Source organism: Methylocystis sp. Uni0008 (assembly GCF_056838045.1).
Genome location: NZ_CM166370.1, coordinates 289,801 through 304,584 on the forward strand (window position 1 = coordinate 289,801; position 14,784 = coordinate 304,584).

At 65.1% G+C, this 14,784-nt stretch carries 14 protein-coding genes; 10 read left to right on the forward strand and 4 right to left on the reverse strand.

Features of this window, described 5'->3' with window-relative positions:
* Positions 1-52: 52 nt before the first annotated feature.
* The 4 genes from AC0X69_RS01440 (at position 53) to lipA (ending at position 5,550) form a co-directional block, all read left to right on the forward strand.
* Positions 53-388, forward strand: coding sequence for a hypothetical protein (locus AC0X69_RS01440; protein WP_482610578.1), 336 nt, complete (start codon positions 53-55; stop codon positions 386-388).
* A gap of 148 nt (positions 389-536) precedes the next feature.
* The gene (dnaE, locus tag AC0X69_RS01445; protein WP_482610580.1) at positions 537-3,998 is read left to right on the forward strand and encodes a DNA polymerase III subunit alpha; all 3,462 of its coding nucleotides are present in this window, start codon (positions 537-539) and stop codon (positions 3,996-3,998) included.
* Positions 3,999-4,204: 206 nt separating this feature from the next.
* Positions 4,205-4,513 carry a hypothetical protein gene (locus AC0X69_RS01450; RefSeq protein ID WP_482610582.1) on the forward strand — a complete coding sequence of 103 codons (309 nt, stop codon included), beginning with the start codon at positions 4,205-4,207 and terminating at the stop codon, positions 4,511-4,513.
* Positions 4,514-4,569: 56 nt separating this feature from the next.
* The gene (gene lipA, locus AC0X69_RS01455) at positions 4,570-5,550 is read left to right on the forward strand and encodes a lipoyl synthase (RefSeq protein ID WP_482610584.1); all 981 of its coding nucleotides are present in this window, start codon (positions 4,570-4,572) and stop codon (positions 5,548-5,550) included.
* 51 nt (positions 5,551-5,601) lie between these two features.
* On the opposite strand, the gene AC0X69_RS01460 is transcribed toward lipA, so the two are convergent.
* On the reverse strand, positions 5,602-6,096 hold the full coding sequence (locus AC0X69_RS01460; protein ID WP_482610586.1) for a hypothetical protein: 495 nt from the start codon (positions 6,094-6,096) through the stop codon (positions 5,602-5,604).
* A gap of 142 nt (positions 6,097-6,238) precedes the next feature.
* Here AC0X69_RS01460 and AC0X69_RS01465 point away from each other — a divergent pair, with 142 nt between their 5' ends.
* Positions 6,239-6,709 (forward strand): type II toxin-antitoxin system RatA family toxin, encoded by a 471-nt coding sequence (locus tag AC0X69_RS01465; protein WP_482610588.1) that lies wholly within the window; start codon positions 6,239-6,241, stop codon positions 6,707-6,709.
* Here AC0X69_RS01465 and AC0X69_RS01470 read toward each other — a convergent pair.
* Positions 6,694-7,167, reverse strand: coding sequence for a CinA family protein (locus tag AC0X69_RS01470; RefSeq protein WP_482610590.1), 474 nt, complete (start codon positions 7,165-7,167; stop codon positions 6,694-6,696). The two genes, AC0X69_RS01465 and AC0X69_RS01470, sit on opposite strands and share 16 nt — an antisense overlap.
* Before the next feature lie 60 nt (positions 7,168-7,227).
* Complete coding sequence (gene arfB, locus AC0X69_RS01475; RefSeq protein WP_482610592.1) at positions 7,228-7,653, reverse strand: alternative ribosome rescue aminoacyl-tRNA hydrolase ArfB; 426 nt, start codon at positions 7,651-7,653, stop codon at positions 7,228-7,230.
* A gap of 387 nt (positions 7,654-8,040) precedes the next feature.
* On the opposite strand from arfB, the gene AC0X69_RS01480 reads away from it, so the two are divergent.
* Positions 8,041-9,186: a pentapeptide repeat-containing protein gene (locus AC0X69_RS01480; RefSeq protein ID WP_482610594.1), complete on the forward strand. Its 1,146-nt coding sequence runs from the start codon at positions 8,041-8,043 to the stop codon at positions 9,184-9,186.
* 27 nt (positions 9,187-9,213) lie between these two features.
* Here AC0X69_RS01480 and AC0X69_RS01485 read toward each other — a convergent pair whose 3' ends face one another.
* Complete coding sequence (locus AC0X69_RS01485) at positions 9,214-10,425, reverse strand: bifunctional 2-C-methyl-D-erythritol 4-phosphate cytidylyltransferase/2-C-methyl-D-erythritol 2,4-cyclodiphosphate synthase (protein WP_482610596.1); 1,212 nt, start codon at positions 10,423-10,425, stop codon at positions 9,214-9,216.
* 100 nt (positions 10,426-10,525) lie between these two features.
* Here AC0X69_RS01485 and dusB point away from each other — a divergent pair, with 100 nt between their 5' ends.
* From dusB to AC0X69_RS01505, 4 genes are all read left to right on the forward strand, one after another.
* Positions 10,526-11,560, forward strand: coding sequence for a tRNA dihydrouridine synthase DusB (gene dusB, locus AC0X69_RS01490; RefSeq protein ID WP_482610598.1), 1,035 nt, complete (start codon positions 10,526-10,528; stop codon positions 11,558-11,560).
* Entirely contained in the window at positions 11,557-12,729 is a 1,173-nt protein-coding gene (locus AC0X69_RS01495) for a two-component system sensor histidine kinase NtrB (RefSeq protein ID WP_482610600.1), read from the forward strand. Before dusB ends, AC0X69_RS01495 begins: the two co-directional genes overlap by 4 nt.
* A 28-nt stretch (positions 12,730-12,757) precedes the next feature.
* The gene (gene ntrC, locus AC0X69_RS01500; protein WP_482610602.1) at positions 12,758-14,233 is read left to right on the forward strand and encodes a nitrogen regulation protein NR(I); all 1,476 of its coding nucleotides are present in this window, start codon (positions 12,758-12,760) and stop codon (positions 14,231-14,233) included.
* Between the two features lie 159 nt (positions 14,234-14,392).
* Positions 14,393-14,725 carry a hypothetical protein gene (locus tag AC0X69_RS01505; protein WP_482610604.1) on the forward strand — a complete coding sequence of 111 codons (333 nt, stop codon included), beginning with the start codon at positions 14,393-14,395 and terminating at the stop codon, positions 14,723-14,725.
* Positions 14,726-14,784: the final 59 nt, after the last annotated feature.

Below are 14,784 nucleotides of genomic sequence, written 5' to 3' on the forward strand. Positions count from 1 at the left end.
GACCATTGGTCCCGGGACGCGCGAGCGGCCGGCTTTAGCGAAGGAGTGCCACATGAGTTATGGAAAGCCGGCGGTCGCCGCCGGAGCCCTGTTCGGCGTGCTGTTGAGCGCTGCGCTCGTTTCGCCTGCCTCGGCGCAGGATGTGCGCATCGGCTGTTCCCTCGTCCAGCAATATGGCGGCGCAGAAGTGAACGTCGTGCTTGAGCAGGTGCGTTCCAGCGTCGGCGAGAGCGAGGCGAACGCCCTTCACGCTAAATATATTGGCCTGAAGAACGACTGCAGTTCTAATCAGAACGCCTCTCGAGTGGTCCGGCTCTCTCCCGCGATGCACAGGCTTCTCAATGAATATGGCGTAAACGTCCACCGCTTCGCCGTTCTGCAGCGGTAGCCTGCTTCCCGCCCTGGACCTGAAAAAGTCGGGGCGGGCGCAGACCCTTACGCCTTCTGGGGACGGCGGCGTGCGCGGAGTTTCGGTGAAGGGCGCGAAACTGTAGAATTCAGCTCGAATCCGCCCGCGCCCGTATAAGGCCCCGATCATGCCCGCCGCCGACGCCGGCTTCGTCCATCTGCACGTCCACACCGCCTATTCGCTGCGCGAGGGCGCGCTGACGCTCGGCAAGCTCATCGATCTTGCCGTGCGCGACGAGCAACCGGCGCTCGCGCTCGCGGACACCAATAATCTCTTCGCGGCGCTCGAATTTTCGGAGAAGGCGTCGAAGGCCGGCGTCCAGCCGATCGCCGGCGTGCAGCTCCGCGTCGACTTCGGCGACGGTAAGGGCGGCGCGGGCGCGGGGCGCGACGAGCGTTTCGCCAATGTCGTGCTGCTCGCCAAAACCGAGAGCGGCTATCGCAATTTGATGCGGCTCGCCTCGCGCGCCTTTCTCGACACGGAGCAGGGCGACGAGCCGCATGTCACGCTCGAAGCGCTCGCCGCCGACGCCGAGGAGCTGATCGCGCTGACCGGCGGGCCGGATGGCGCGTTGGATCGCGCTCTTGCGGAGGGCAGGCCCGAGCAGGCCCGCATGCGCCTCGCGACGCTCGAGCGCCTCTACGGTGATCGGCTCTACGTCGAAATACAGCGCCACAATCTGCCCTCTGAACGGGATGTCGAGCCGCAATTGCTCGACCTCGCCTATCGCCGCGGGCTGCCGCTCGTCGCGACGAACGAGCCTTATTTCGCTCAACCCGCCGATTTCGAAGCGCATGACGCGCTGCTCTGCATCGCCGAAGGCTCGGTGACGAGCGTCGACGACCGCAGGCGGGTCTCGCCCGAGCACTACTTCAAGACGCGCGCGCAGATGCGCGCGCTTTTCGCCGATCTCGAAGAGGCGACCGCGAACACCCTGGAGATCGCGAGGCGCGTCAGTTTCAGGCCGCAGACCCGCAAACCGATCATGCCGCGCTTCGTTCAGGGGGCGCGCGACGCGCGCACTCTGGACGAGATCGAAGCGCAGGAACTGCGCCGTCAGGCGCTCGAAGGGCTGGAGCATCGCCTCGCCGCGCATGGTCCGGCGGAAGGTCGAACGCGGGAGGAATATGCCGCGCGACTCGATTTCGAACTTTCCGTCATCGAGAAAATGCGCTTTCCGGGCTATTTCCTCATCGTCTCGGACTTCATCAAATTCGCGAAGTCGCAGGGGATTCCCGTCGGGCCCGGGCGCGGCTCGGGCGCCGGATCGCTCGTCGCCTATGCGCTGACCATCACCGACCTCGATCCCGTCCGCTTCGGACTCTTTTTCGAACGCTTTCTGAACCCCGAACGCAATTCGATGCCGGATTTCGACATCGATTTCTGCCAGACCCGCCGCGGCGAGGTGATCGACTACGTCAGGCGCCGCTACGGCGCGGACCGGGTGGCGCAGATCATCACTTTCGGCTCCTTCCTGGCGCGCGGCGTTCTGCGCAGCGTCGGCCGCGTGCTGGAAATGCCGCTCGGCCAGGTCGACAAGCTCGCCAAGCTCGTGCCCCAGAATCCCGCGAAGCCGGTCACGCTGGCGGAAGCGCTCGCGAGCGAGCAGAAGCTGCGCGAGGCGATGCAAGAGGATGAGCGCGTCAGCCGTCTCTTCAAGATCGCGGGGTCGCTGGAGGGGCTCTATTCCAACGCCTCCACCCACGCCGCCGGCGTCGTCATCGGCGACCGGCCCCTGCATGAGGTGACGCCGCTCTACCGCGATCCGAAGTCCGACATGCCGGCCACCCAGTTCAATATGAAGTGGGTCGAACCGGCGGGACTGATCAAATTCGACTTTCTCGGTCTGAAGACGCTCACGGTGCTGGCGACGGCGAGCGCCCTGGCGCGCCGGCGTGACCCCGACTTCGACCTCGCCAAGGTTCCGCTCGACGATCCGGCGACCTATGCGCTGCTGGGCCGCGGCGAGACGGTCGGCGTGTTCCAGCTGGAAAGCGCCGGCATGCGCAAGGCGCTGGTCGAAATGCACGCCGACCGCTTCGAGGACATCATCGCGCTCGTGGCGCTGTATCGGCCCGGGCCGATGGCCAATATCCCCACCTATTGCTCGGTGAAGCTCGGCGACGAGGAGCCCGACTATATCCACCCCGCGATCGAGCCCATCCTGAAGGAGACCTTCGGCGTCATCATCTACCAGGAGCAGGTGATGCAGATCGCCCAGGTTCTCTCGGGCTATTCGCTCGGCGAGGCGGACAATCTGCGCCGCGCCATGGGCAAGAAGATCAAGGCGGAGATGGACGCCCAGCGCGACCGCTTCGTCAGCGGGGCGATTGCACGCGGGCTCACGAAGCAGAAAGCCAATGAGATCTTCGACCTGCTGGCGAAATTCGCCGACTACGGCTTCAACAAGAGCCATGCGGCGGCCTATGCGCTGATCGCCTATCAGACCGCCTGGTTCAAGACCCACTATCCGGCCGAATTCCTCGCCGCCTCCATGACCTTCGACAAGAGCCAGACCGACAAGCTCGCCGAGTTTCGCGACGAGGCGCGTCGGATGGGCATCGCGGTCGAACCCCCGTCGATCAATCATTCGGGGGTCGATTTCGACGTCGCCGCAGCTGGCGAGGGTAAGCTCGCCATCCGCTATGCGCTCTCGGCGATCAAGGGCGTCGGCGAAGCGCAGGCCGAGTCGATCGTGCGCTCCCGGGGCGAGCGCCCGTTCGCGAGCCTGGCCGACGTGGCGCGACGGTTGAATCCTCGCGAAGTGAACAAGAAGACGCTGGAGAGTTTGGCGGCCTGCGGCGCCTTCGACGAGATCGAGCCCAATCGCGCCAGGGCTTTCGCCGCCATCGAGCCGATGCTCGCCGCCGCCAATCGGCACGCCGAAGACCGCCGGGCGGGGCAGAACGCGCTCTTTGGCGAAGCGGAGCCGGCGGACCTCGCGGTTCCGAAGACCCAGCCCTGGCCGGCGGCCGAAACGCTGCGGCGCGAATATGAAGCCGCCGGTTTCTTCCTTTCGGGCCATCCGCTCGACGCCTACGCCGGCCTCCTTCCCAAGCTACGCGTATCCCGATGGAGCGACTTCGCCGCCTCGGTGAAGCGCGGCGCGACCGCCGGACGGCTCGCCGCCGTGGTGCTGGACCGCGCCGAGAGGCGCACGAAGTCCGGATCGAAGATGGGTATCGTCCAGCTTTCCGACGTTAGCGGACAGTATGAGGCGATCCTCTTCCAGGAGGGGCTGACGCAATATCGCGACCTCCTGGAGAAGGGCACCGCGGTGCTCGTCACCCTCTCCGCCGCCGTCGAGGGCGAGGACGTTCGGGCGCGCATCGTCACCGTCGAGCCTCTCGCCGCAGCTGCGGCGCGGGCGCAGAAAGGCCTGCGCGTCGTCGTCGGCGACGAGGGGCCGCTCGACAGAATCAAGACAAGGCTGAGCGGCAGGGGCGACGGCGAGGTGTCGATCCTGTTGAAACGGGACGCGGGACGGGAGGAAATCGAAATCCGCCTGCCTGGGAGCTATCCGGTCAATGCGGATGTCGCGGGGGCGCTCCGCGCCATCCCTGGCGTCCTTGAGGTCGAATATCTGTAGTGCTCTTAAACCTAAACTATAAGTTCAAGTTGTAAGTTATTGGTATAACGAGCTTTAGTTTGACGTTTCCTAAACACGCGCTGTCGCTGCCTTAGGCTGCGCAGCTGGCCAGATTTTCTGTGGAGCGCTGGGAACAAAAGCGCTCCTGAATAGTTAATCGGCGGTTAACCCTAGCCGCAACCTTTGTTTTTCGCCGGGAGGCAATCATGGACGCGACGCTCGCCGCAGCCGCTGCAATCATCGGCGCGCCCAATGCGCAGTTCCTCGCCCTGTTGTTTATCGGCGGCGCGATCGGCTGGTGCGCGACGAAGTTGTCGCACCTGATGCACGCGCATGTGACGACCGGCGCCTTGCTGCTCTCGGCGATCACCGGGGGATGGCTCGCGGCCGAACTCGCGGTTCGCGCGGGCGTCGGCCAACGCGGCGCCGACGCGGTGCTGATCACCGGAGCTCTGGGGGCGGCGCTGTTCTGCCTGGGTTGCCGCGCGATGCAATCTCGCCAACGGATTGCCTGAGCGCATTGCCGTCCGGCGCTGGCGCGCATAGCTTGGTGGGGAGGAGGCTCCCCGCCTTGACAGTGATTGATCTCCTGAACGACGACCCTCGAAAGAAGCGGGACGCGTCGTCTCTGCGCCATCCCGAAAAGGCGAGCCGTCCGGACGCGCCCATCCTCCGCAAGCCGCCCTGGATCCGCGTCAAGGCGCCGGGCTCGAAGGCCTGGGCGGAGACGAGCGGGCTGCTGAAGGACGCAGGGCTCGCGACGGTGTGCCAGGAGGCGGCCTGTCCGAATATCGGCGAGTGCTGGGAGAAGAAACACGCCACCTTCATGATCATGGGCGAGATCTGCACGCGCGCCTGCGCCTTCTGCAATGTCGCCACCGGCCTGCCGGCGCCGCTCGACCCGAGCGAGCCGGAGAGGGTGGCGGAAGCGACCCGCGCGCTCGGTCTTTCTCATGTCGTCGTGACGTCCGTCGACCGGGACGATCTCGAGGATGGCGGCGCGGGTCATTTCGCGGACACCATCGCCGCGATCCGATCGGCGTGTGCGGATACGACGATCGAAGTCCTGACGCCCGACTTCTTGAGGAAGACAAGCGCCCTGGAGAAGGTGGTGGCGGCGGCCCCGGACGTCTTCAATCACAATCTCGAGACCGTGCCCTCGCACTACGTCACGGTGCGCCCCGGCGCGCGCTATTTCCACTCCCTGCGCCTGCTTCAGCGCGCCAAGGAGTTGAATCCCACGATTTTCACGAAATCCGGAATCATGGTCGGACTTGGCGAGAGCCGACTAGAAGTGATGCAGGCGATGGACGACATGCGTTCGGCCGACGTCGATTTCATCACCATCGGCCAATATCTGCAGCCGACCCGCAAGCACCACCCCATCGAGCGCTTCGTGACGCCGGAGGAGTTCGAGTCCTATCAGACGCTCGCCTACGCCAAGGGTTTTCTCTACGTGGCGTCGTCGCCGCTGACCCGCTCTTCACATCACGCGGGCGATGATTTCGCCAAGTTGCGCGCGGCGCGCGAACAGCGGCTGGCGGCGCGCTAAGCAGAAGGGCGCATTCCCTCGCCGTGAAGGGGAGGGAATGCGCGAGCCTAGTTAGGCCCCGAGAGCCGTGGAGATTTCGGACAGAGTAGCGCGCTCGGCGTCGCTCACCTTCACGCCGCCGAATCCGAGAAAGCCGCCCTCGACGCCCGCCTCCGCCACCAGATTGGCGATCTGGTTGAGCCAGTTCTTGAAGGCCCTCGACTCGGTGGGGACCTTGGAATCGAGAATCGACGCGGTGCGACGCAGTTCGGTGAGCGCCCGGTCCTTGAACTCGCTCGACTTGGCGCCGTCCACGACGTTCTTGACGCCTTCGCGCGCCGCGGCGCGGCCGTCCGGCGTGAGCAGGTCATTGACGACCGCCTTGACCAGCGCATCCGCGCCGGGATCAGACTTCGCCTCGGCCAGAGCCTTGGCGCTTGCAAAGCCCTCCTGCAGCGTGCCGATGAAGCCGCTCGGATCGCCGGCGCTGACGGCGAAGCCCGCAAGCAGCGGCGACTCAAGAACTTTTTTCCACTCATCGGCTGTGAAATTGGATTTGTCGGCCATTGTTTCCTCCATAGAACGTCGTTTCGCCACCAAGGGAGCCAGCGAGAGCTCGTCGATAGAACTACGCCCTGGCCTAATTGTTCCCGCCGTCGGATGCGCCCGGCTTTTGCCGCTCTCGCCAATGAATTAGAAGCATTGGCCCATGAAGAGTTTCCGCAATCGCCGGCACGTGCCGCATAGCGCCAGAGAAATGTTCGCGCTGGTGCGCGACGTTGAATCCTATCCGCAATTCGTGCCGCTCTGCGAGGGCATTCGCATCCGCCGCCGGTCGGAGATCGCGCCGGGGGTGGAAGCATTGTTCGTCGAAATGCAGGTCGGCTTCAAAGCGATTTGCGAGCGCTATGTGAGTCGCGTCTGCTGTGACGCCAACAAACTGGATATCCGGGTCGAATGCGCCGAGGGTCCGTTTCGAAAGCTCGACAATCGATGGACGTTTCGTGACGAGCCGGGGACGAGCGAAACCGCGCCCCGATCGACCGTGGATTTTTTCATCGCCTATGAATTCAAGAGCGTGGCGCTTGGCCTGCTGATGGGCGCGATGTTCGACAAGGCTTTCCACAAATATGCGGACGCCTTCGCCAAACGCGCGGACGAAGTTTACGGCCGCCGCTGAGCCGCGGCGGCGACCATCATCTCCAGCGCTTGCGCGACCGAGGCGGCGCGGATCTTGGCGCGTGAAAGCCGTCCATAGCGCCGTTCTACAAGGTCCACTCCGCCGTCCCGCGTCGCGCAGGCGAAATGAACCAGCCCGACCGGCTTTTCGGCCGAGCCGCCGCCAGGCCCGGCGATCCCCGTCACCGCGACCGCGATGTCGGCGGCGGATCGATCGATCGCGCCGACGGCCATTGCGCGCGCGACCTCGGCGCTGACGGCGCCATGCGCGTCGATGAGCGACTGCGCGACGCCGAGCATCTCGCATTTCGCGGCGTTGGAGTAGGTGACGAAGCCGCGGTCGAACACGTCGGAAGCGCCGGCGATTTCCGTCAGCGTCGCGGCGACGAGCCCGCCGGTGCAGGATTCGGCCGTCGCCAGGCGCAAGCCCTTGGCGCGGGCGGTTTCAAGAACATTCATAGCCCTTACGTATGCTGTATCATGAGCCATTACGTATCTCGTAAATACTCGTTACGTCGTTCATAAGTCGTGCGTTGGCTTGGCGCGCAGCGCTTTCACGTCGCCACGCTGTTTCTTGCCGTCGAGCCGTCTGAATTTCGACGCGAGCGTCGGCCGGGTTTTCTTGCGCGGCGGCGGGGGCGGCGCAGCGGCGGCGCGGATCAGCGCCAGAAGACGCTCGAGCGCGTCGGCCCGGTTGCGCTCCTGCGTGCGATGGCGCCGCGCCTCGATCAGGACGACGCCCTCCTTCGTCAGCCGTCGGCCGGCGAGGCGCGCGAGCCGCGTCTTCACCTCGAACGGCAGGCTCGGCGAACTGCGGGCGTCGAAGCGCAGCCGCACCGCGGTTTCGACCTTCTGCACGTTCTGGCCGCCCGGTCCCGAGGCGCGCGCGAATTCTTCCACGATCTCCCAATCGTGGAGCGCAATTCGTTCGGTCACGCGGATCATGAGGGGCCTCGGCTCTGCACCGCGCCTTATAGCAGAAAGCCGCGGAACGGCCCGAGGATCGCCGCTCCGGTCGCGGCGCCGTTCGCCGGGCCGGCCGGGACGTCGATCGCCGCTGTTCAGCATGCGGCGCTGAGCTACGCCGCCGACGGCGGCTGATCGGCGTTCGGAATCTGGCGCCCACGTCTCGATCTCCCGCCACGGAGGATGCATCCCAACAGTCAAGGCGAGCTTAGAAATTCCCCAATAAGAAAGCTCGGTTAGGCGGCTTCCATTATTATAGAGCGGCCCGCGGCGCGCCGCCGCTTACCTAAATTGCGGGTTTTTCTCGCTTTCTCCTGGTCTGGCGCTAAGATTCAGGCAGCGGCCGCCATTGTTTCGAGGCGATTGATGAAATTGGATTTGAGAAAATTCGCCGACCATCCTGCCGAAACCGCCATCATCACGTTTCTCGTCCTCTTTAGCTGTTTCGTCGTCTGGGTCGGTTGGACGCTTCTGCCGCGGCTCGAGACGGCGCTCAACCAGGGCGGCGTCGACGACATCAACAAACTGACCCTCACGGTGGCCGGCGTGTTCGGCGTCTATTTTCTCGTTTGGCGGACCTGGATCGCCGATCGGCAACGGCATGTGGCGCAGGAGCAGCTCTATATGGGGCTGCTGACCAAGGCCATCGAGCAGCTTGGCGCGACGCGCGACGAGATTCTCGAAGATGGGGCGGTTCGGACCGCGGCGAACAGGGAGGTCCGCCTTGGCGCGATCTATGCGCTCGAAAAGCTTGCGTGCGACTACATGGCGCTGCACTGGCAGATCATGGAGGTGCTGTGCGCCTATGTCAGGACCAACGCCGGCGACCCCGCGCCCTGTCCGCCGGAAATTCGCGTGATCTACGCCAAGCGTCCGCGCGAGAGAAGCAAGGGCGAGCATGCGACGCTGAAGGCTAGGGCGGCGGGATTGAAGCCGTCCGTCGACGTCCAGGCGGCGCTGACCGTCATGGGGCGGCGCTCCGAGCAACAGAAGGCGCACGAGCAGCGCAGCCGACATCTGGCGCGGCAGAGGCGGCTAGATCTGTCGCGCTGTCATCTCGCGGGCGCGGATCTGGCGCTCCTCGATTTCGACGGCGCGATCTTCACCGGCTCCTGCCTGGAAGCGGCCATTCTGTTTCGCGCCAGCTTTAGGGACGCGCTGCTCGACGAAGCGCATCTCCAGGGCGCGAAGCTCGAATCGGCCTTGCTCGATCACGTCCTGATGTTCGATTCTCATCTGCAGGGCGCGCGATTGGGAGGCGCCTCCTTGCGCTTCGCCCATGCCGGCGATTCTCATTTCGAGGGCGCGCATTTGGCGGAGGCCGACCTTGAGGGCGCAAGGCTGCACGGCGCGCATCTGCATGGCGCAGCGCTGCGCCAGGCGACGGGCCTCAACGACAATGATCTCAGCCGGGCGCACGGCGACTGCCGCACAGTCATCCCCGAAGGGCTGTCGCGCCCCGCGCATTGGACATCGGGAGACGGAGCCGCGAAGGAGAATCCCGCAGCCTAGAATCGCCCGCGAGTGACGGTTAGGCCCTTAAGGCAGGCGCACCGTGGCGATCGCGAGCGCCGCCATGCCTTCCTGCCGGCCGGTGAATCCCAACCTCTCGGTGGTCGTCGCCTTGATCGCCACGCGGCCGATCTCGACGCCCATCGTCTCCGCTAATTTTTCGCGGATGCGTTCGCGGTGCGGGCCGATCTTCGGCGCTTCGCAGATGATGGTGGCGTCGACATTGCCGATCGCGCCGCCGCGCGCGCGCACAAGTTCGCAGGCGCGCGCCAGAAAGATCGACGACGCCGCGCCCTTCCACTGCGGGTCGGAGGGCGGGAAATGCGCCCCGATGTCGCCCTCGGCGATGGCGCCGAGGATGGCGTCGGTGATCGCATGCGACAGCACGTCGGCGTCCGAATGGCCGGCGAGCCCGTGCGAATGCGGGATTGCGACCCCGCCGAGCCACACGGCGTCGCCCGGCCCGAAGGCGTGCACGTCATAGCCCTGACCCATGCGAACGTCGGGCAGATCGGCGATGGCGGGTTGCTTTAAGAGCTCCATGGCGCGGGCGAAGTCCTGTTGCGTCGTGAGTTTGAAATTGGCGGCGTCGCCGTCGAAAATATGCACCTTCACGCCCGCCGCCTCGGCGATCATTGCGTCGTCGGTGTATTCGCGTCCGCCGGCCGCAGCGGCGCGATGCGCCTTCAATATGAGATCGAAGCGAAACGACTGCGGCGTCTGCACGGCGCAGAGCTTCGCGCGATCGGGGGTGGCGACCACGACGCCCGCGTCGTCGATCTGCTTCACCGTATCGGCGAGCGGCACGCCGGGGGCGGCGGCTCCATGCAGATCGGCGGCGTCGATCGCGCGCGCGATGAGCGCAGCGTCAGCGAATGGACGCGCCGCGTCATGGATCAGCACGATCTCCGGCGCGCCCTCGTTCGCGAACGCCTCCAGGCCGTTTCTGACGCTGTCCTGCCGGCTCGCGCCGCCAAAGGCCGGGGGGAGGAGCCGCTTCCGCGCGGAGGGAGCAAGCTCCGCGGCGCTCGCGACATAAAGCTCGAGGTCGTCCTTATGGATGACGACCTTGAGCGCCGCCTCGGGCATGGCCATATGCAGTGCGTCCAGCGTGCGCCCAAGCAGAGTCTGCCCGGCCACTTGCCGATATTGCTTTGGCAGCCCTTCGCCAGCCCGTGAGCCGCGTCCGGCGGCGACGACGAGAATGGCTATGGAAGGATGGTCGTGAGCGGCTCCCATGGCCGCTCTCTGTCGGTTTTCGCCAGCGGCGTCAAATGCCAGGGGCCCAATGAAAAGCGATGTTGCAACTGCGAAGAGAACTGCTTATGATGTGGGCAAGATGGCTGTTGCCGAAAATGTAGGCGCTGGTTTTGCCCCTGCGCCTCTGAGCATAGGCGGGACCGCGCTGACCGGTCGCGCGCTGCTCGCGCCGATGGCCGGCGTGACCGATCCGACAATGCGCCGCATCGCCTCGCGCCTCGGCGCGTCTGCGACGATAAGCGAGATGGTCACGGCCGCGGGCGTCGCCCGGGGCGACCGGGAGACGGCGATACGTCTCGAACACGCGGGCGACAGACCACGGGTCATTCAGATCGCGGCGCGCGAGCCGGACGAAATCGCGGCCGCGGCGCGATCGGCAGAAGCTTCCGGGGCTGATTGGGTCGACATCAACATGGGCTGTCCTTGCAAGCGCGTTACCGGAGGCCTCGCAGGCGCTGCGCTGATGCGCGATCCCGACTACGCGGCTCGGCTGATCTCAGCAGCACGTGACGCAATATGCGTGCCGATCAGCGTCAAGATGCGTTTGGGATGGGACGACACGAACCGCAACGCGGCGGAGTTGGCGCAGCGCGCGGAAGCCGAAGGCGTTGTGATGATCACCGTCCATGGACGCACGCGGCAGCAGTTTTATTCAGGGAAGGCCGACTGGCGCGCGATTGCGGCGGTGAAGGCGGCGGTGAGCGTCCCGGTGATCGCCAATGGCGATTGCGCGGACGAAGACGACGCCGTCGAAATGCTGCAGCGATCCGGCGCGGACGGCGTCATGATCGGGCGGGCGGCGATGGGGCAGCCGTGGATCGTCGGCGATATCGCGCATTTTCTGCGGAGCGGCGAGCGTCGGCGGGCGCCGACGTTGGCGCAGCGCGCCGAAATCGCGCGCGAACATCTTGAAGGACTGGTTCGCGCGATGGGCGCATCGGCCGGGCTGAGGCACGCCCGCAAGCATCTCGCCGCTTATGTCGATCGCCTGTCTGGAAACGTCGCCGCCGAGTCGCGTCGCGCGCTCGTCACGACGAATTCGCCGGATGAGGCGGCGCAGCTGATCGAAATCATCTTCAAAGGACAAGCGGGCGGGCAGGGGATAGCGGCATGAGCGTAACCGATCGTCCCCGCCGGAATGGCGCGCATTGCGGCGGCTACGAGCCGCTCAAGGTCATCAATGAGGTTGGTCGATCCTGCATGCTCGAGGCGCTGCCGAATGCGATCCTGACCGTCGCGCGCGATGGCGTCATCGAGGACGCCAACGCGGCCGCCGAGGCTTTCTTCGAACTGGGCAAGCCCTTGCTCATCGGCCAGTCGCTGGAGCGGCTGCTGCCGTTCGGATCGCCGCTGACCGCGCTGATCGAACAGGTCCGCGAGCGCGGCGCGACAATCAATGAATATAAGGTCGATCTCGGCCGCCCCGGTCAGGAAGCCGATCGGCGGGTCGACGTGCATTGCGCGCCGCTGCCCGAGGGCGACGGGCTCGTGCTGGTCATGCTGCAGGAGCGAACAATTGCCGACAAAATAGACAGGCAATTGACGCATCGCGGCGCGGTTCGCTCGGTTTCGGGGCTGGCCTCGATGCTGGCGCATGAAATCAAGAACCCGCTCTCGGGGATTCGCGGCGCGGCGCAGCTGCTCGAATCCGCGCTTGGCGATCAGGATCGCGCGCTGACGCGGCTCATTTGCGACGAAACGGACCGGATCGTGCGTTTGGTCGACCGGATGGAGGTCTTCTCCGACGCGCGTCCGCTGCAGCGCGAGCAGGTCAACATCCATTCGGTGCTCGATCACGTGAAGCGCGTCGCTCAGAGCGGTTTCGCGCGCAACGTTCGTTTCGTCGAGAACTACGACCCTTCTTTGCCGCCGGTATTCGCCAACCGCGACCAACTGGTTCAGGCCTTCCTCAACCTCGTGAAGAACGCGGCGGAAGCCGTCGGCGAGGCCGTCGATGGCGAGATCGAACTTTCGACGGCGTTCCGGCCGGGCGTCAGCCTGCGGGCGCTGGGCGAAAAAAGCCCAATCGGGTTGCCGCTCGAATTTTGCGTGCGCGACAACGGACCCGGCGTTCCGGACGACATCGCCGCGCATCTCTTTGATCCCTTTGTCACGACGAAGTCGACAGGAACTGGCCTCGGACTTGCACTGGTTGCGAAGATCGTCAACGACCACGGCGGCATCGTGGAATGCGAGTCCCTCCCGAGACGCACGACGTTTCGGGTCCTGATGCCAATGTACCGGGCGAAACGGCCCGAGCAACGCGAGGAACGGCGTGCATGACATCTCGCACAGGCGGGAGAACCAAGTGATGACGCGAGGAGAAATTCTGGTCGCTGACGACGACGCCTCCATACGCACCGTCGTGGCGCAGGCGCTGTCGCGCGCGGGCTATGAAGTGCGCACCACTGGCGCGGCGGCGACGCTGTGGCGGTGGGTGCAATCTGGCGAGGGCGATCTCGTCGTCACCGACGTCGTGATGCCCGACGAGAACGCCTTCGAGCTTCTGCCGCGCATCAAGAAGCTGCGTCCCGAACTGCCAATCATCGTCATGAGCGCGCAGAACACGTTCATGACCGCCATTCGGGCGTCGGAACGCGGGGCGTACGATTATCTTCCAAAGCCCTTCGACCTCAAGGAACTCGTCGGAATCGTCGGGCGCGCGATGGCGGAGCCGCGCAAACAGCCCGAAGACGATGGGCACGACGAAATCGAGGGGATGCCGCTCGTCGGCCGCTCGCCGGCGATGCAGGAGATCTACCGTTCCCTGGCGCGTCTGATGCAGACCGATCTCACCGTGATGATCAACGGCGAGTCGGGCACCGGCAAGGAACTCGTCGCCCGCGCCCTGCACGACTATGGCAAGCGCAAGAAGGGCCCCTTCGTGGCCGTCAATATGGCCGCGATTCCGCGCGATCTGATCGAGAGCGAGCTCTTCGGCCATGAGAAGGGCGCGTTCACCGGCGCCAATCAGCGCTCGGCCGGCCGCTTCGAACAGGCCGAGGGCGGCACGCTGTTTCTGGACGAAATCGGCGACATGCCGATGGAGGCGCAGACAAGACTGCTGCGCGTGCTGCAGCAGGGCGAATATACGACGGTGGGCGGACGCACGCCGATTAAGACCAATGTCCGGATCATCGCGGCGACCAACAAGGATCTGCGGATTCTCATCCAGCAGGGCCTGTTCCGAGAGGATCTCTATTTCCGTCTCAACGTCGTGCCGCTCCGCCTGCCGCCGCTGCGCGAGCGCGCCGAGGACATTCCCGACCTCGTCCATCACTTCTTCAAAGTGGCGGCGAGCGAAGGGCTGCCTCAAAAATATATCGATCAGGCCGCGCTCGACCGGATGAAGAAATATCGCTGGCCGGGCAACATTCGCGAGCTGGAGAACCTCATCCGCAGGCTCGCGGCGCTCCACCCGCAGGAAGTCATTTCCGATCAGCTGGTCGAGGCCGAACTCGAACATGAGTTCCGGCAGGCCGAGCCGCTCGGCGATAAGAGCGCCGCCGCGGCTGCGCCGTCGCAAGAACTGGCTGACGGACAGACGCTCTCGACTTCGGTCGAGCAGCATCTCGCAAAGCTGTTCCGGGACTACGGGGATCAGCTGCCGCCGCCCGGTCTCTACCACCGGATCATCCGCGAAATCGAGATTCCGCTTGTCTCCGCTGCGCTTGCGGCGACGCGCGGCAATCAGATCAAGGCGGCGGAATTGCTCGGCCTCAACCGAAACACGCTCCGCAAGAAAGTGAACGATCTCGACATCAGGTTGATGCGTTCGCCACGATAAAACGGGTCGCAGCGCATCGTCTCTCATACATTTGCATCATGCGGGCCGCGGCGCTCCCGGCTTAGCATGATCTTGCCGGTCGAAGTTTTTTCACCGGTTTAAGCTTGAGGGACCGCCGCCATTTTTCGCGCGGGCCGTTCATTTCAATAGGAGCGTTTCATGGCTGACGATATTGCCAAGTTGACCGCGCGCATCGACCGGCTGGAGAGCGCTCTCGGCCGCGTTCCTGGGGGAGGCGTCACCGACCCGCCGCCGGATCCCTGGCCCTGGCCGCAGTGGCCATTCCCGCGCCCCTGGCCTTGGCCGCCGCGCTGGCCGTTTCCCTGGCCCGATCCACTGCCGCCCGGTCCGATTATCGACCCGCCGCCTTTCGATGTCTCTCAGCTGACTCGTCCTCAGCTTGAATTGGCGCTCGAGCAAATAAAATCTCAGCGCGTCAGGCTCGACGCCCAGGAAAAGGCAATAAGCGCGCAACTTCAGAAGGCAAAGTAAAGCGCCTCTCTCACCGGCCGTCCGCGCCGCGGACGGCCAACCTCTTGCGCACAAAGTTT